This is a genomic window from Bradyrhizobium cenepequi (assembly GCF_020329485.1).
In the GTDB taxonomy this organism is placed as follows: domain Bacteria; phylum Pseudomonadota; class Alphaproteobacteria; order Rhizobiales; family Xanthobacteraceae; genus Bradyrhizobium; species Bradyrhizobium cenepequi.
This window is the reverse complement of record NZ_JAGKJI010000002.1, coordinates 351,585-368,035: the sequence shown is the minus strand read 5'-3', so window position 1 is coordinate 368,035 and position 16,451 is coordinate 351,585. Positions and strand designations below refer to the sequence as shown.

15 protein-coding genes are annotated in these 16,451 nt (G+C 62.9%); 4 read left to right on the top strand and 11 right to left on the bottom strand.

The genetic code is table 11. The features are described from left to right. Nucleotides 1–8 precede the first annotated feature (8 nt). The 6 genes from J6497_RS05005 to J6497_RS04980 all read right to left on the bottom strand — a co-directional run bounded on the left by J6497_RS05005 (nucleotide 9) and on the right by J6497_RS04980 (nucleotide 6,199). Complete coding sequence (locus J6497_RS05005; protein WP_225703112.1) at nucleotides 9–704, bottom strand: ABC transporter ATP-binding protein; 696 nt, start codon at nucleotides 702–704, stop codon at nucleotides 9–11. Then, nucleotides 704–1,453 (bottom strand): ABC transporter ATP-binding protein, encoded by a 750-nt coding sequence (locus tag J6497_RS05000; protein WP_225703111.1) that lies wholly within the window; start codon nucleotides 1,451–1,453, stop codon nucleotides 704–706. The genes J6497_RS05005 and J6497_RS05000 overlap by 1 nt, the downstream gene beginning before the upstream one ends. Then, nucleotides 1,450–2,754, bottom strand: a complete 1,305-nt coding sequence (locus J6497_RS04995) for a branched-chain amino acid ABC transporter permease (protein WP_225703110.1) — start codon at nucleotides 2,752–2,754, stop codon at nucleotides 1,450–1,452. The genes J6497_RS05000 and J6497_RS04995 overlap by 4 nt, the downstream gene beginning before the upstream one ends. Further along, entirely contained in the window at nucleotides 2,751–3,698 is a 948-nt protein-coding gene (locus tag J6497_RS04990; protein ID WP_225703109.1) for a branched-chain amino acid ABC transporter permease, read from the bottom strand. The genes J6497_RS04995 and J6497_RS04990 overlap by 4 nt, the downstream gene beginning before the upstream one ends. A 137-nt stretch (nucleotides 3,699–3,835) precedes the next feature. Next, nucleotides 3,836–5,068, bottom strand: coding sequence for a branched-chain amino acid ABC transporter substrate-binding protein (locus J6497_RS04985; protein ID WP_225703108.1), 1,233 nt, complete (start codon nucleotides 5,066–5,068; stop codon nucleotides 3,836–3,838). 417 nt (nucleotides 5,069–5,485) lie between these two features. Continuing rightward, complete coding sequence (locus tag J6497_RS04980; RefSeq protein WP_225703107.1) at nucleotides 5,486–6,199, bottom strand: hypothetical protein; 714 nt, start codon at nucleotides 6,197–6,199, stop codon at nucleotides 5,486–5,488. 170 nt (nucleotides 6,200–6,369) lie between these two features. On the opposite strand from J6497_RS04980, the gene J6497_RS04975 reads away from it, so the two are divergent. Together J6497_RS04975 and J6497_RS04970 are read left to right on the top strand one after the other, a co-directional pair. Continuing rightward, complete coding sequence (locus tag J6497_RS04975) at nucleotides 6,370–6,639, top strand: hypothetical protein (protein ID WP_225703106.1); 270 nt, start codon at nucleotides 6,370–6,372, stop codon at nucleotides 6,637–6,639. A 149-nt stretch (nucleotides 6,640–6,788) separates the two neighbouring features. After that, nucleotides 6,789–8,018: a FecR domain-containing protein gene (locus J6497_RS04970; RefSeq protein ID WP_225703105.1), complete on the top strand. Its 1,230-nt coding sequence runs from the start codon at nucleotides 6,789–6,791 to the stop codon at nucleotides 8,016–8,018. Nucleotides 8,019–8,033: 15 nt separating this feature from the next. Here J6497_RS04970 and J6497_RS04965 read toward each other — a convergent pair whose 3' ends face one another. Further along, a complete protein-coding gene (locus J6497_RS04965) occupies nucleotides 8,034–8,777 on the bottom strand; it encodes an NUDIX hydrolase (protein ID WP_225703104.1) in 744 nt (247 codons plus the stop codon). Between the two features lie 266 nt (nucleotides 8,778–9,043). Beyond that, nucleotides 9,044–9,913, bottom strand: coding sequence for an archaetidylserine decarboxylase (gene asd / locus J6497_RS04960; RefSeq protein WP_225703103.1), 870 nt, complete (start codon nucleotides 9,911–9,913; stop codon nucleotides 9,044–9,046). Between the two features lie 34 nt (nucleotides 9,914–9,947). On the opposite strand from asd, the gene J6497_RS04955 reads away from it, so the two are divergent. Next, the gene (locus tag J6497_RS04955; protein ID WP_225703102.1) at nucleotides 9,948–11,465 is read left to right on the top strand and encodes an aminotransferase class III-fold pyridoxal phosphate-dependent enzyme; all 1,518 of its coding nucleotides are present in this window, start codon (nucleotides 9,948–9,950) and stop codon (nucleotides 11,463–11,465) included. Nucleotides 11,466–11,716: 251 nt separating this feature from the next. Here the strand turns inward: J6497_RS04955 and J6497_RS04950 are convergent, their stop codons facing one another. The 3 genes from J6497_RS04950 to J6497_RS04940 form a co-directional block, all read right to left on the bottom strand. Further along, on the bottom strand, nucleotides 11,717–12,346 hold the full coding sequence (locus J6497_RS04950) for a hypothetical protein (RefSeq protein ID WP_225703101.1): 630 nt from the start codon (nucleotides 12,344–12,346) through the stop codon (nucleotides 11,717–11,719). A 275-nt stretch (nucleotides 12,347–12,621) separates the two neighbouring features. Continuing rightward, nucleotides 12,622–13,314 (bottom strand): class I SAM-dependent methyltransferase, encoded by a 693-nt coding sequence (locus J6497_RS04945; protein ID WP_225703100.1) that lies wholly within the window; start codon nucleotides 13,312–13,314, stop codon nucleotides 12,622–12,624. 126 nt (nucleotides 13,315–13,440) lie between these two features. Then, entirely contained in the window at nucleotides 13,441–14,496 is a 1,056-nt protein-coding gene (locus J6497_RS04940; RefSeq protein ID WP_225703099.1) for a glycosyltransferase family 4 protein, read from the bottom strand. A 743-nt stretch (nucleotides 14,497–15,239) separates the two neighbouring features. On the opposite strand from J6497_RS04940, the gene J6497_RS04935 reads away from it, so the two are divergent. Then, nucleotides 15,240–16,439: an acyltransferase family protein gene (locus tag J6497_RS04935; RefSeq protein WP_225703098.1), complete on the top strand. Its 1,200-nt coding sequence runs from the start codon at nucleotides 15,240–15,242 to the stop codon at nucleotides 16,437–16,439. Nucleotides 16,440–16,451: the final 12 nt, after the last annotated feature.

Here is a 16,451-nt window from a genome sequence, read left to right as displayed (position 1 = left end):
TGCAGCGTCTACACTTCCAGCCATTCCTTGCGGATGGCGTCGTTGGCTCGGAGTTCGTCCGGCGTGCCTTCGAACACGATGCCGCCGTGGCCCATGATGTAGACCCGATGCGAAATCCTGAGCGCGATGGACAGCTTCTGCTCGACCAGCAGGATCGCAACGCCCGCCTTGGCGATATGCGCGATCAGGTCTCCTACCTGCTGCACGATCAGCGGCGCCAGCCCTTCCGTGGGCTCATCGATCATGATGAGCTCGGGGTCTCCCATCAGCGTCCGGCAGGTGGTCAGCATCTGCTTTTCGCCGCCGGACAGCACGCCGGCGGGCGTATCGGCGCGTGCCGCGAGATTGGGGAACATGTCAAGCATGTCCTGCAACCGCCATTTGCCGGGCCGACGCGTGTTCTTGATGCCGAGCAGGAGATTCTGCCGGACTGTCAGCCCGGGGAAGATGTCGCGATGCTCCGGCACATAGCCGAGCCCCAGGCGCGCGATCTTGTAGCTCGGCAGCCCGGCGATCTCCTGTCCCTTGAAGCGGATGGTGCCCTGGGGTGGCACCTCGCCCATGATCGCCTTCACCGTGGTGGAGCGGCCGACGCCGTTGCGGCCAAGCAGGCTCACCACCTCCCCGGCCGCGATGGAAAGGTCGACACCCTGGAGGATGTGGCTCTTGCCGTAATAGGCATGCAGATCCCTGACCTCGAGCATCAGTGCGCCTCTTCGCCGAGATAGGCTTCCTTGACCTTCGGGTTTGCCCGGATCTCCTCGGGCGTGCCGGAGGCGATGATGTTGCCGTAGACCAGGACCGAGATGCGGTCGGCAAGGCCGAACACCACGCTCATGTCGTGCTCGACGATCACGAGCGTGCGCCCTTCGGTGAGGCGGCGGATCAGGGCGACGGCGCGTTCGGTTTCCGCATGGCTCATGCCCGCGGTCGGTTCGTCCAGCATGATAACGTTGGCGCCGCCTGCGATGGTAATGCCGATCTCCAGTTCGCGCTGCTCGGCATAGGTGAGAAGTCCTGCCGGCACGTCGCGGCGATGGCTTAAGTGGATGTCATCCAGAATCTCGGCGGTGCGTCGTCGCACCTCCGGCAGGTCGTCCACGTTCTTCCAGAACGCGTAACGGTGGCCGGTGGCCCAAAGCACGGCGCAGCGGACATTCTCCCACACCGTCATGCGGGCGAACACGTTGGTCACTTGGAACGAACGCGACAGACCGCGGCGATTGATCTCGAACGGCCGCAATCCCGAGATCACATCGCCGTTGAGCCGGATCTCACCCGAACTCGGGCTGAGATAGCCGCTGATCAGGTTGAATGTCGTGGACTTGCCAGCCCCGTTGGGACCAATGATGGCGTGGCGCTCACCCTGCGCGACGCTCAGATTGAGGTCCTTGATGATGCTGACGTTGCCGAAGTGCTTTTCGACGGCACGAACTTCGATGGCTGGCGTCACGCGAGATACCCCCGGTCGCGGGCGATGCTGGCGGCGCGGTCCCAGGCCTCAGTGATGCGCCGCCAGGTGATGCGGGCGACAATGAAGCCGCCGACCACCAGGACGGCCGCGGTGCCCCAGGTTGCAGGCGCGGTCGTGTTGAAGGGAATGCCGAACAGTCTGACGATGCTGCCCTCGCCTCCGCCCGTGGCGTAGCGTGCCACCGTCTCGATGACAAGGATGACGCCGCAGGCCAGCGCCAGCGTCGGGAGCGCCGCGACCAGATAGGATGGGATCACCATGCCAAGCGTCCTGGCGCGGATCAGCGGCCGGTGCATCATCAGAAGGCCGGCGATGCCGCCCGGTGCGAACATCACGATGCCGATGAAGATGATGCCGAAATAGAGCTGCCACACGCTGGTCACGCTTGTCAGCCCGAGTTGCAGATAGGTCACGAGGATGGCGCCCAGGATCGGACCGAAGAAGTAGGAAGCACCGCCGATGAAGGTCGCGAACAGCACCATGCCGGACTGCACCGCGCCGAGATAGGCGGAGTTCGCGATCTCGAAATTGATGGCGGCCAAACCGCCCGCGATGCCGGCAAAGAAGCCGGCGAAACAGTAGGCGAGATAGCGGACGACGTGAGGATCGTAACCGATGAACTCGACCCGTCCGGGATTATCGCGAACGGCGTTGCAGATGCGCCCCAGCGGCGTACGGGTAAGCGCGCACATCGCGATCGCCGAAACCAGCACCCAGAAAGCGATCAGATAATAGACCTGAATTTGCGGCCCGAAGGTCCAGCCGAAGATATGCGGCAGCGCCGTGCGATCGGTGCTGATCCCGGATTCGCCGCCGAATACGCTGCGCAGGATCAGCGATGAGGACGCGACCAGTTCGCCGATGCCGAGCGAGATCATCGCGAATACCGTGCCGGCGCGCCGGGTCATCACCCAGCCGATCAGGAGCGCGAGGCCGAGGCCGCCGATGCCGCCGACCAGCGGAATCAGGGGCAGCGGAATCGGCCATCCGTGTGCCGTCACGGCATTCATGAGGTGGACGGCGGCAAAGCCGCCGAGGCCGTAATGAACCGCGTGGCCGAACGACAACAGCCCGGTCTCGCCAAGGAGAATGTTGTAGGACAGCGCGAAGATGATCGCGATGCCGATCAGGCTGAAGGAGGTGAGCGAGCCGCCCGAGGAGAAGATCAAGGGCAAGGCGACGAGTGCAATCGCCGCGACCACCCACACGCCGTAGAAGCGCAGGTTTTGGCCGGATGACTTCGCAGCGATGTCAGACGCGGAGGTGACGGTGCTGGTCATGTTTCGCGCGTCCCGAGAAGGCCCATGGGACGGACGATCAGGATGAACACCAGCAGCACATAAGGCAGAACCGGGGCGATCTGGGCGATCGTGACATTCCAGATATCGGTGAGGACCGATGGGCCGATGCTAGGATCCAGCGGCCCGAACGCGCTGGCAAGCGAGCCGTTCAGCGCCACCGCAAAGGTCTGCACGAGCCCGATGAAGAGCGAGGCGATGAACGCGCCGGGCAACGAGCCGAGGCCGCCGAACACGATGACGACGAACAGGATGGGGCCGAGCAAGGCGGCCATGTCGGATTGGGTCACCAGCGCCGGACCGGCGATGACGCCGGCGAGACCGGCGAGCGCGCTGCCAACGCCGAACACCAGCATGAACACCTGCCCGACATTATGGCCGAGATGCCCGACCATGTGTGGGTGAGTAAGCGCCGCCTGCACGATGAGTCCGACCCGGGTGCGCTTGAGCGCAATCAAGAGCGCAACGAAGATCAGCGCCGAGATCGCCAGCATGAAAATCTTGTAGGCAGGATAGTTGGTGGAAAAAACCGTGAGGGCTGGAAAGTCGAGCGCTGCCGGCACCCGATAATCCACCGGGCTCTTGCCCCAGATCATCGAGACGATTTCCTCGATGGCGAAAGCGAGCCCGAACGTCAGCAGCAATTCGGCGACGTGTCCATGCTTGTGGGTGTTGCGCAGTCCGTAACGCTCGACAGCCATGCCGACCGCCGCCACAAGCAAAGGCGCCAGCACCAGCGCGGGCCAGAACCCGATCCACTTCGTGAGCTGATAGCCGAAGAACGCGCCCAGCATGTAAAAACTGGCGTGGGCGAAATTAAGCACGCCCATCATGCTGAAGATCACGGTCAGACCGCTGGACAAGAGGAACAACAGCATCCCGAACAGGACGCCATTGAGCGTAGAAATCACGATCAGCTCAAGCACGGTTCATCCATTAGTGTCTGCCCCGTACGATCGCGGAGCAGAGACTCGAAAAGTCCCCATCGATTCCGGCATGACAGCCGCCGACGCAAACGTCCGTCCCGTTCCGGATGTCCGGAACGGGACGGACGCCGTGCGCATCATGGCCGCTTCATCTTGCAGGTGGTCGGCAGCATGGTCTGTGGTGTGTCGATCTTTGCCACCAGGCGCCAGCCCCAGCCGGTGTTCTCCTCGTCGAACGGCTCCTTCTCGCTGCGGCTGCCGAATGAAGAGATATAGATCGGCTGGAAGAACTGATGATCGTCCTTGCGCATGACGCCGCTGCCGCCATCGAGAACGTCAAACTTCAGGTCCTCGAGCGCGGCGGCGACCTTCACCGGATCAATCGAGTTGGCTTTTTCGGCGGCGGCCTTGAACATGCGCATCTCGTTCACCGCGCGCGGATACCAGAGCGACAGGCCGACCTTGGCCCGGAACGCCTTCTCGAATTCCATCGCCGCCTCGTTGCCCGAGTTCGGGATGCCTTCGCTGATCTGAAACACCTGATGATCGAGATTGGTCTGCTTGACCGCGGTCGGGCCGCCGGCGCCACCGGCATAATAGGTGTACCAGTTGACCTTGAGCCCGGCATCGGCAGCCGCCTTGAGCAGCAGCGCGAAATCCTGTCCCCAATTGCCGGTCACCACGCTATCGGCGCCTGACGCCTTGATCTTGGCGATATAGGGCGAGAAGTCGGTGATCTTGAGCAGCGGGTGCAGCTCGTCGCCGACAATCTGGACATCGGGCCGCTTCTCTCCCAGCATCTTGCGCGCCTGGGTCCGGACCGACTGGCCGAACGAATAGTCCTGGTTGATCAGGTAGACCTTCTTGATGGCCGCATTGCCCTTCATGTAGCTGGTCAGCGCTTCCATCTTGATGTCGGAGTTGGCATCCCAGCGGAAGTGCCAGAAGCTGCACTTCTCGTTGGTCATGCTCGGATCGACCGCGGCATAATTGAAGTAGAGCACTTCCTTGCCGGGGTTGCGCGTGTTGTGCTTGGTAACAAAATCCTCCAGCGCCGCGCCGACCGAGGAGCCGTTGCCCTGGGTGATGTAATGGGCGCCTGCATCGATCGCCTTCTGGGCCTGGATGAGGCTTTCCTGCGGATTGGTCTTGTTGTCGAGCGGGATGATCTCGACCTTATGGCCGAGAATACCACCCTTGGCATTCAGCTCATCGGCCAGATACTGGAATGTCTTCAGCCCGCCTTCGCCGACACTGGCGCCGCCTCCGGATAGAGGATCAATATAGCCGATCTTGACGGTATCCTGCGCGTAGGCAGCACCACTGAGCATCGGCAGGGCCACGGCGATGACCCTCGTCATTTTGAGCATTTTCTGTTTCCTCGCTTGCGTGTCGACTCTAGCGCTGGCGCGTGTTGCGCAGCACAATTGCGGCCATACTGAGCAGATTGATCCTGCGTTGACAAGTCCAACGCCGGGCAGATTCTGGTACCGCGGCAGAATGGCTCGCAAGAGACAGCAACCCGTTACCCGCGTTGTCAGAGAGTCGACGTGGATACTCGCGCAGCCGAGCTGAACGCAATTTCAGTCCGGCTTGCTACCTGGAGCTTTCTCGTCACATCTCATAGTCCTGTGATTGAAGCCTCCGAGCCAGGAGCTTCAATCACGCGCTACAAACTTGCGACTGCGAGTAGGCCGTCAGCACATCGATGCTGCCTGCGATGGTCGAGCACGATCTATCGGAAGGACCGGCTTCCGCTTTTCCGATTCATGCTCCAGCTCGTGAGCTCACACGCGAAACTGACGGCGGTAGAAGCCGGGTTCGCGTTGCATGCGGTTGGTGAGGTCGTGCGCCCGCTGCGTCTCCTCTTCGGTGAAGGGCGCGGTGCGCGCCGTCCAGTTCTCGCGCTTCACCGGAATGCATTGCGCGATCGGCGTGCCCTTCGGCAGCACGCCGCAGAAATTCACGTCGTGCCAACAGGCTGGAAAGTGAATCCAGTTGTCGTGATAGCGATCGCAATCGACGATGCCCGTCAGCGTGGTGAACGGCAGGTCGAAGCGGTTGAACGGATGCGTGAACAGCACCGCATAGCCCTCCGGCGCTTCGATGGTCCAAAGGTTGTGGAATTTGATCAGGAAGCGATCGGCTTCGAATAAGGGCGTGCCGGTCACCTGGCTCGGATCGTGAAATCCGATCGGCGACCGTACGAAGCTGACCGCGCCGCCCGGCGGCAGTTCGTTGTCCCAGGTGATCTCGCCGTTCTCGAATTTGAGATCGCACATCAGTGGGATCAGGAAGCCTGAGGTCATAGCGTCGACAAAGGGCGGGCAGCGCTTGACGGTGTTTTCCTCGCGCAGGTTGATCGCGTTGAACGCCTGGGCCGGCATTGTCTTGAGCCAGTCCGGCAGCCCAAGGCTGGCTCGGATCGGCGGCGGCAGCACACCATCGAGTTCCGCGGGGCAGCGGAAGGTTAATGTCTGGGAGAGATCGGGATCGAGCACTTTTTGGGTAATCGTTATGTGCGCTGTCGCTAGGTACGTGGACCAGGTTCACATATCTGCGACATCCTGCCACAGCTACGACCGAACGGAAGATGGCGAGAAGTGGGGCCTGCCATGCGCCGGACACGCCGAACATGAATTGTCGGTGATGAAATCCGTGGCAACAGCGCTTGGCTGAGTGCGAGGGTCCAAGAGAGGTAACGCAGGGTGGCTGCGAATGGGCCGCCGCCCATGCCGGCAATGGCGTCACCCTCGAGATCAACGGCGAGCGCATCCACATCGAAGCGCTGCACAATTGCGACTCGCTGTCCTGCATCAAGATCACGGCCCCAGGTTTCAAGGGCACGGATTGCTTCGTCGCTGACGCACCTCGCAATGACGACCCGCCGCTCACTGGATTTTCCGGGTTCACGCTTCGCACGCCCCGAAATGACGGCTGAGAGATGGCGCTCCCATTCATCCGGCGTTCAGCCCGGCACGGCTGATATCGCCGCCTCGCCTGTCTTGGTCTCTCCAGGAATCTCTTGTGACGCGGCGCCGCTTTTCTTTCGCGCTCCTGTTTGCTATCGGCTTGTTGTTGAGCGGCTCCATGGACTCGCCGGTTGCCGCGGCTGAGCCGATGCAACTCGCGCAGGCGCAGCCCGCACCCGCCCCTGCACAGGCGCCGGCAACAACCACACCGAGCGCGCCGGCGGCGGATGCGCAGCAGCCCGCGGCCGAGCCGATCGGCAATGTCGCGGATCTCACCGGCAGCGCCAGCGTCACGCGCAACAACGCCACGACGGCGCTGCAGATCAGGGACGACATCTTTTCCGGCGACGTCGTGGAGACTCAGGCCAAGTCGGCGCTCGGCATCACCTTCAACGATGCCACCACGTTCAAACTTTCGGCGAGCGCCAGAATCACGATCGACAAATATGTCTATGACGAAGGCGGCAAAAGCAACGGCGCGCTGTTCGACGTTGTCAAGGGCACGCTCGCCTTCGTCGCCGCCGGTGTCGCCAAGACCGGTGACATGCGGATCACAACGCCAACCGCGACGCTCGGCATTCGCGGCACCACGGGCCTGGTCGAAGTACCCGAAGGCGCGACCGCAACATCCAACAACGTCGCCATCAAGCTTTATCCCGACGCCGACGGTCGCGTCGGCCGGATCGAGATCAACGACCGAGGTGGCGCGCAACTGGGTACACTGACGCGCGGCGCCAGCGGCTTCACGATCCGGCCCGGCGGGCTCGGCGGAGCGCGCTTCGCCGCAGTGCCGCTGACGATGTCGGCGCTGCAGGTCCAGCGCGACCGCGGCTTTGTCCGCCAGCTGCACACCACGCAGAATTTCGGCCGGCAACTCGTCAGCGAGCAGCGCGCGTTCCGCCGCGCCAATCCCGGCGTGCCCTATCCGAACCGCGGCCAGCCGTTCCGGCCAGGTCCGCAGCGGCAGAACATGTTGCCGGGCCAGCAGAACCGTCCGGGCCAGCGACAACCGGGCATGCCTGAGCGGCAAGGCTTGCAGCAGCGACCTGGAGGATCGCAGCAGGCGGGTCCGTCGCGCCCCGATCAGCGCACGCTGCCCGGACAACCCGGCGGCACACCGCTCCCGCGTAGCGGACAGCAAGGCGCTCCGCGGCAAGGCGCAGCGCCATCGCGCGTGCCGCAGCGAGCTGGGCAACCGCCGTCGATCCACGAGGGACAACCGCGGCAAGGTGGATTCATGCAGCGTGCCCCCGGCGTGCAACGGCCGGGACTCCTGAACCGCCCGACAATGCAGCCGCGACGGCAATTTCCATTGAGGGACGGCAGGAGAGAGCGGCGCGGCGATTGAGCGGTTCGCGCGCGCTCAGGCCGCGCGGCGGAGCCAGTCCCTGACGCGCTGGATCAGGTTTCTGCGCGGCGCATGCGGCGGCTGCATCGGCACAGCATCAATGACAACTGGCTCGATCTCCGGCGCAAATGGCGGCGGGATCTCGCTCTCCGTCACGGACGCGGAGACCGGAGCCTCCACAGCCTCGTTGCCTGTTGTGAGCGGCTCCTCCTGCGCTATCGGCGCATCGAGTTGCGCGGGCTCGGAGGGCACGGTCGTTGGTTCGTTGACAGAAGGCGGCGGCGTGACCGCACGACGGGGCCGCCGCATTGCCGGCTTGGCCGCTTTCCGCCGCGTGGCTCCACCGAGGACTGCGGCGTTCAGCGCGATCGGGCCGACGTTCTCGAGGAACGCACGCTCATGATCGCGCGACAGCCGTTCGAGCGCGTCTTCGAGCGGCAGCCAGTCGACGGCCTTGATGTCGTACATCAATTCGTAGGCCGGTTCGTCGCCCGCTTCCATGCGCCAGTAGTGCACGACCTTGTAGCGGCCGCCGGAATCATAGACCAGCGTACCCAGGAATTCGTGCACGGACACCTCGTGCCCGGTCTCTTCCAGCACCTCGCGCTCGGCGGCCGCACGCGGCGTTTCGCCGTCGTCGAGCTTGCCTTTGGGCAGCACCCATTCGTTCCGCTTGCGCAGCCGCACGACCGCGATCAGCGGCGTCGCTTGCCGCCGCAGCACAATGCCTCCCGCCGCCAGAACAGGCGTCCGCGCCATCTGCCTTCCTGAATTGCTCGAATGTCGAATCGTGTCGGGACGATATAGGGGCTTCCAGCGGCAAAATCGAGATTGGAGCGCGGGGAGATCCATCCGCGCGTTCCTTCACCTCTCCCATAGGGAGAGGTCGGCGCGAAGCGCCGGGTGAGGGGTTTCGCTCTCTCGTGAGACCTGAGCCCCCTCACCCGAATTGCTGCGCAATTCGACCTCTCCCCGCTGGGGAGAGGTGAAGAGCGCGGTTCGCTCCGACAAGAAATCACGCGGCTCTACGCCGGTGGCTTTCGCAGCAGCGGTTCGCCGGCGCGGATGCGGGTGCCGTCGGCGAGATTTTCACAAAATTCGAAATGATCGGGGGCGAGCACAATGATGGTGGAGCCGTGCTCGAACCAGCCGAGCTCGTCGCCCTTCGTCGCGCCGGCATCGCAGGGGAACGTGACCGGGCCGCTGGTCTGCGCGTTCAGCGTGCGATCGAGGAAATGCAGGCGGATGCTCGCGACAAGGATCGCGGCGACCGGCACCAGCGTCAGCGGCTCGCCGGTGGAAAGGCGCGCCTCAAGCACCGCGCGCTCGTTCTTGCAGAACAGGCCCTCGACCCGTTTCAGCGCGATCGGATTGACGTTCCAGACGTCGCCATGAATAAAGGTGACCTTCTCGATACGGCAGTCCGCAGGCGCATGGAACCGGTGATACATGCTCGAGGTCAGCCGCAGCGTGACGAAGCGGCCGTTGCGGTGCTGCTCGACCAGGGCGGGATCGCCAAGCAGGTCGAGAAGCGCATAGGGCGCGCCCTTGATCTGGAACAACTTGGTGTCCTCGATCCGCCCATGCGCGCCGATGATCGCGTCCGACGGGCTCGTGATGACGGCGGGGTCCGGATCGAACGGGCGCAGTCCGGGGCGGAGCTCGCGCGTGAAACAGTCGTGCAGGCTCTTGAATTCGGTCTTCTTGGCCTCGGACAGGTCGAGGTCGGAGAACAGCCGCCAGCAGGCGATCGAGAGGTCGCGCACCACGGGGTTCTCGATCTTGGAGAACCAGCCCATGAAGCGGGTCACGGCCGCCCGCGGGATGCGGTTGGTCAGCAGGAAATTGAGGTCCTCCTGCTGGCTTATCGACGAAATCAGGCCTCGGACTGTCATGAATCTGTTAGCTGCCGACGTTAGCGCTTCTGGCATGGATACGTCCCTTCCGATTCTCTCGCTGTCCGCCGCCGCCGTCGCCGGCGCCGCCGCAGCTTTCCCCAAGATTCAGGCCCGCCTGGCGCTGTCGCGCGCCAAGCATCGCTCGCTGACCGGACATTCCAAGATGTCCAAGATGGTCGCGCGGATGGTGCCGCACTACGAATTCGATATTGACAAGTTCTTCGCCGTCGACGGCGCGCCGCGCGAGATCGCGATGCAGCGGCAGGACGGCTTCTTCCGCCTCGCCGGCTTCTATGCCCAGCACTATGCCAAGGGCCGGCAGATGACGGCCGAGGCCGCACAGCACATCTCCGACCTGCAGTTTACCGAGAGCTACCGCGTGCCGTTCCAGTTCAGCCGGCTGGTGCGCGAGCATCTGAGCACCAGCGCGTTCATGCAGTCGTCCTCGGGCGTCACCGTCACCGATGTCGACGGCAATGTGTTCTACGATCTCACCGGCTCCTACGGCGTGAACATCTTCGGCAACGATTTCTACAAGGAGTGCATCGCCGAGGGCGAGAAGCGCGCGCACGCGCTCGGCCCGGTGCTCGGCCCCTACCACCCTGTCATCATCGACAACGTCAAACGGCTCTGCGAAATCGCGGGCCTCGACGAGGTCTCGTTCCACATGTCCGGTACCGAAGCGGTGATGCAGGCGGTGCGGCTGGCGCGCTATCACACCCGCCGCACGCATCTCGTCCGCTTCGCCGGCGCCTATCACGGCTGGTGGGGCGACGTGCAGCCCGGCGTCGGCAATCCGGTGTCGCCGCACGAGACTTATACGCTCGCCGACATGTCGGAAAAGACGCTGCATGTGTTGAAGACGCGGCGCGACATCGCCTGCGTGATCGTCTTGATCTTCGACGAGGTGTTCGTCGGCTTCCGCATCGCCGCCGGCGGCGCCCAGGAATATTTCGGCGTGCGCGCCGACATGGTGACCTACGGCAAGAGCCTCGCCGGCGGCCTGCCGGTCGGCGTGGTCTGCGGCCGCAAGGATCTGATGCGGCGCTTCCGCGACGACAAACCCGCGGACGTCTGCTTCGCCCGCGGTACCTTCAATTCGCATCCCTATGTCATGACTGCGATGGACGAGTTCCTGAGCCGGCTCGCCAGCCCGAATTTCCGTTCGGTCTATAACGGGCTGGACGAGACCTGGAACGGCCGCGCCAAGCTGCTCAACGACCGGCTGACCGCGGCAGGGCTCCCGGTCCGCGTCGCCAATCTCTCGTCGATCTGGACGGTCCATTATACCGAGCCGTCCCGCTACAACTGGATGCTGCAATACTATTTGCGGGCCGAAGGGCTGGCGCTGAGCTGGGTCGGCACCGGGCGCCTGATCTTTGGCCTGAACACCAGCGACGCCGATTTCACGGAGGTCGCCGACCGCTTCGTCGCCGCCGGCGAGAAGATGAAGCGCGACGGCTGGTGGTGGCACAAGCCCGGTGTCACCAACAAGGACATCAAGCGGCAGATCCTGAAGGAAATGCTGGCCGGGAAGTTCGGGCGCTAGGCGCCCTTCCCTCCACCTCATACTGTCATTCCGGGGCGCGCCACCGGGTCCGCGCAAAGCGCGGCCCGATGACAGGCTCCGCGCGAGCCCGGAATTCATTGCGCCGCCAGCGGCTGGCGCCCGATGGATTCCGGGCTCGATGCTGTCGCATCGCCCCGGAATGACGGTGCCTGAGACAAGGATGCCCGGGACGAGCCCGGGCATGACGCAAGTGAACACAGCGAAGTCGTTTTGCTGACGGCCGCAGGCGCTCAGGCGTGCTTCTCTTCCAGCTCGCCGGCGAGATGCAGGCCGGGATCGATCAGCTCACCCTTCAGGAGTGCGAGCGGCGCCTTATGATAGAGCTTCAGGTCGTGGAAGGGATCGGTGATGATCTTGGTCATCCAGACGAGGCCAGTCTCGACATCGCGGATGAAGAACAGGTGCACGGTGCGGAACAGGAGCCCGCCGATGCCGACCGCGAGCCAGATCTTGGCGACCTGACGGGTGAAGTCGAACACCGTCTCCCATGGCGTGAACAGGCCGAACAGGGTCGGATCGGCAAAGAGCACCAGCGGCGACAGCGCCCAGATCGCCATCAGCACGATCTTGCGCTGCAGGTTGTAGCCGACCTTGATGTCTTCCTTGTGCTCGTGGGTGGCCTGGTTGACGTGGTCGTAACCCCTCGGCTCGAAGAAGAAGTGACCGGCCTGGCGCGAGGTCATCGAGACCAGCCAGCCGACCAGCGCCGAGATCGCCGGATCGAAGAACAGCATCACATAGGCGAACAGGAAGCTCAGGGCGCTGACGAAGTGCAGGCTCTGATTGATCCGGCTGTGATGATAGTAGCGGTGGTCGTCCCAGCGCTGGGTACGCAGTTCCTGCAGAAAATTGCTGATCATTCTTTCCCCCACGAGGATTTCGGGACGTGCTTACAGAGATTCGATGTACGGCGTGTGACATCATCATAATGACATATGACAGTGCGCAGCGACGCGGTGACGCAACAAGGCGAGACTCGTCCCCTCAAGGAAACTGTCTCCCCTCATCCTGAGGAGCGCGAAACGCGCGTCTCGAAGGATGAGGCCAGCGGCGGGACCTCATGGTTCTTCCGGCGATGCGGAGCATCGTCCGGAGACGCGCCTGCGGCGCTCCTCACCATGAGGGGCGGGAAGACTTAGGCGGCCTTGGCGACTTCGGCCTTGCGGAAGCGGACCAGTGAGAAATGGCCGAGCGGTGGGATCAGGCGGCGCTCGGCCAGCTCCATGCCCTTGGCGCCGGCAAGCCACTTGGTGTAGCGCGACCAGGCGAACTCGGCGGTGCGGAAGCCGAGCGGACGCACGACCGGCTGCAACTTCTGCTCGATGAAGCGGCGCACGCCGGTATCGGCGCTGACGCGGGTCAGGATGATCAGCTCGCCGCCCGGACGCAGCACACGCGCGAATTCATCGAGCGCGGCTTCCGGATTCGGCACCGCGGTGACGACATATTGCGCCATCACCACGTCGAACGAGTTGTCGGGGAATTCGAGCTTCTCAGCGTCCATCACCGCGAGGCCCTCAATGTTCTTCAGGCCGAGTTCGGCGACGCGCTTCTTCGCCTTGTCCAGCATCGCTTCCGAAATATCGGTGCCGAAGATGCGGACATGCGGAGCGTAGAGCGGCAGCGATATGCCGGTGCCGACGCCGACCTCAAGCACGCAGCCGCCGATCTTGTTGGTGGCCTGGATCGCCGCGGCCCGGCCTTTCCTAAACACGCCGCCGAACACGAGGTCGTAGACCGGTGCCCAGCGGTCATAAGCCTGCTCGACCGTCTCACGATCAAAATCCAACTGGCTGCTTCCGTCGAGTTTGATGATGTTGTCTGCCATCGAAGATACGCCTTCTCGTTCTGGAGCGGGCCGACTCTTCTGCGAAGAGTCATCGCGCTCTCTCCTCTTGTTGAAGCATGATCTCTTCGGAAAGCCGGTTTCCCACCTTTCCGGATCATGCCTGAATTAACCTTGCACCGCACTCCTGCCGGCGACGCGGCGCGCCGGACGCAGCACCCGGCTTGGCTGCAGCGCGGAGAGATTGCCGATGAATTGCCGCGCACTATTCTCCCAGGAACGCTGCAGCGCGAAGTTCCGGCACGCCTCTCGCGACATCGTGAGCGCGCGCAGGCACGCGCTGCGCAGATCAGCATCGATCGCGCCGATCGGATGATCCGATATCACGTCCTTGGGACCAGTGACCGGAAACGCCGCGACCGGCGTGCCGCAGGCCAGCGCTTCGAGCTGAACCACGCCAAACGTGTCGGTGAGACTCGGGAACACGAACACGTCCGCTGCAGCGAGATGCGAGGTGAGGTCCCGCCCGGTCTTCTCGCCGAGGAAGACGGCGTTCGGATATTTCCGTTCGAGCTCCGCCTTCTGCGGCCCATCGCCGACCACGACCTTGGTGCCCGGCAGATCCAGCGACAGGAATGCTTCGAGATTCTTCTCCACCGCGACGCGGCCCATGGCCATGAAGATCGGCCGCGGCAGATCGAGCCTGGCCGGATGATCGGGATTGAACAGCTCGGTATCGACGCCGCGCGTCCAGAAGCCGAGCTTGCGGAAGCCGCGTTCAGCCAGCTCCTGGCGGAGCGAGGGCGTCGCGACCATCGTCATGGCGCCGGCCGCATGGAAGCGGCGCAGGATCCAGTAGCCGACGCTGGCCGGAAGCCCAGTACGAACCGACACATATTCCGGAAAGCGCGTCGTGTAGGAGGTCGTGAAGGCGAGCTTGCGGCGCAGGCAATAACCGCGCACCGCCCAGCCGATCGGACCTTCGGTCGCGATATGGATCGCCTCCGGCTCCGCCGCCTCGATCCGCCGCGCGATCTCGCGCCGCTTCGGCAGCGCCATGCGCAGCCCCGGATAGGTCGGCACGCCCAGAGAAGGAAACCCTTCCGGTGTCAGGAAAGTGATCTCGGCGCCGAGCGCCGCGGCGCTACGCTGCAGCGACGTGAGCGTGCGCACCACGCCGTTGACTTGCGGATGCCAAGCGTCGGTCGCAACTAATATCCGCATCTCGAAGACCCGAAGCGTTAATGAATGATTCTTCGGGCCAGAAGTTCTGACATGGATATTTCAGGCGTATGACGTCATCGATATGTAAGGAAGCTTTTTCGGCCGGCTCCCCCGCTTTTTCGGCCAACATGACAGAACGATGTCAGAGACGAGCAAGGATCCGACTCCGACGCGGCGCCATCGAGGAAGGCGAGTCTCCGCAATCGGGCTCGCGCTCGATCAGCTCCACCATGCCGTCGCCGACGCCGCGCCTGCTCGGCATCGCTTGCCCGATGCGCCACGAATGCAGGCGATGCCATGACCTGTAGCCCGGGTGGAGCTAAGCGCACCCCGGCGCGCTGGCGTCCGCATTTACGAGCGGCGCCGGGTTACGCTTGCGCTCCACCCTAGTCTAGCAAGCAACGCGTTCGACAAGCTGACAGTGGAGCGGCTTCAAGCATTCACCACCGAGTGCCGGACGGAGCTTGCACTGCTGAAAGCCCGTGAGAAACGGAGCGCCGTCAGTGTCATGGCCCGATTACATCGCGCCTCACGGATAACTTTCTGAGCTGCCTCACGGCGGCCCCAGCACGCATCTCGGCGCTGATGATCGTCGTCTGCCCGGTGGCGGGCATTGGGTGTGGATTACGGTATGTGTGTACGACAATCCCGCATTAGCGCGGGCTTGTTCTCGGAGTAGTTGTAGTGCTAGTTGGTGCGCCCAGTCGATGGTGGAGCCCTTCCAGCGGGCACGAGCATTGGGAATGGAATTGGGTACACATCGAGCGGACGATCAGTTCTCATCGTCCAATAGGCTGGACCGTCTCGACCATCTGAGGGCTATCGCAGCATTCATGGTGCTCGCTTGGCACCTCACACGAGCATGGCCACACGACGTTTCGTCAGCCTTTGGCTTTCTCTCGATCTTCAAAGAAGGACATACAGGCGTTAGCCTGTTCTGCGTGATAAGTGGTTTTATCCTGACCACGATTTACGCGCCGCGCGAACCTCGATTCTTTTCGTTCTATAGAAATCGGTTTCTTAGGATCGCGCCCCTTTTCATTTTTGTAGTTCTGCTGTCGTACTACGCATCAGATTGGGACGCAGCGAATCTTCTCATCGTTTCCTTGACGGGACTCGTCCGAGGCGGACTTCCCTCCTACGCGGGCCCCGCGTGGACGGTTCTGGTCGAGTGTCAGTTCTACTTGCTTCTCCCGCTGCTGCTGATTTTTTTCAGACGTTACGGCATCAAATATCTGGTTGGCCTCTTGTTCGCGTTCGTGCTCACTAAAGCCGCCGTGTGGAGCGCAAGCGGCACCGTGCAGCAGGTCGCTTACTACTCGATCTTCGGCCGGATGGACCAATTCCTCATTGGCATGATCGCCGCGCTGGCGCTGTCATCACGGAGCGCCAAAGATTTCTCCGCCAAGAATGCCGCCTACCTCTTCACGGGAGGCATCGTGCTGGCAGCCGCATTTTTTTGGTGGTTTCACGCACAGGGCGGCCTCCTCAACTTCAACGGAGAGGCGTGGCCAAACAAGACCGCACTTTGGATTTTCATCCCATCGATCGAAGGGGGCGCATATGCTCTCGTAACGATCGGTTATTTGCATCTGCGGACACTGCCATACACCTCTCTTGTCTCACACGCACTGGCCTTCGTCGGTCGTGTCAGCTATTCTATCTACCTCCTGCACATTTTGTTGCTGCCTACAATTGTCAGGATGATTGTGTGGCTGAACTTGAAGCCTTCGTCTTGGGAGCACGCCCTGCTCGTGACGGCGTTCATTGCATTGCCGATCCTCGTGGCAGCTTCGACCGTCTCGTACTACCTGATCGAGCTGCCGTTTATGCATCTGAGACTACCGTCGCAAAACGGCCTTGCGCAAAATATCGTCTCAATTGAGACCACAAGAACTGTTGGACCGAGCACCGCCCGCGTTACGTCAGCGACACGTTGTTGACGCGCACGCTTT

Bases quoted from the DNA above. Each gene is read 5' to 3' on its own strand.
- J6497_RS04950 (WP_225703101.1), bottom strand. From the start codon at position 12,346: ATGATCAGCAATTTTCTGCAGGAACTGCGTACCCAGCGCTGGGACGAC.
- J6497_RS04955 (WP_225703102.1), top strand. From the start codon at position 9,948: ATGGATACGTCCCTTCCGATTCTCTCGCTGTCCGCCGCCGCCGTCGCC.
- J6497_RS04995 (WP_225703110.1), bottom strand. From the start codon at position 2,754: ATGACCAGCACCGTCACCTCCGCGTCTGACATCGCTGCGAAGTCATCC.
- J6497_RS05005 (WP_225703112.1), bottom strand. From the start codon at position 704: ATGCTCGAGGTCAGGGATCTGCATGCCTATTACGGCAAGAGCCACATC.
- J6497_RS04945 (WP_225703100.1), bottom strand. From the start codon at position 13,314: ATGGCAGACAACATCATCAAACTCGACGGAAGCAGCCAGTTGGATTTT.
- J6497_RS04985 (WP_225703108.1), bottom strand. From the start codon at position 5,068: ATGCTCAAAATGACGAGGGTCATCGCCGTGGCCCTGCCGATGCTCAGT.
- asd (WP_225703103.1), bottom strand. From the start codon at position 9,913: ATGACAGTCCGAGGCCTGATTTCGTCGATAAGCCAGCAGGAGGACCTC.
- J6497_RS04965 (WP_225703104.1), bottom strand. From the start codon at position 8,777: ATGGCGCGGACGCCTGTTCTGGCGGCGGGAGGCATTGTGCTGCGGCGG.
- J6497_RS04970 (WP_225703105.1), top strand. From the start codon at position 6,789: ATGGACTCGCCGGTTGCCGCGGCTGAGCCGATGCAACTCGCGCAGGCG.
- J6497_RS04935 (WP_225703098.1), top strand. From the start codon at position 15,240: ATGGAATTGGGTACACATCGAGCGGACGATCAGTTCTCATCGTCCAAT.
- J6497_RS04940 (WP_225703099.1), bottom strand. From the start codon at position 14,496: ATGCGGATATTAGTTGCGACCGACGCTTGGCATCCGCAAGTCAACGGC.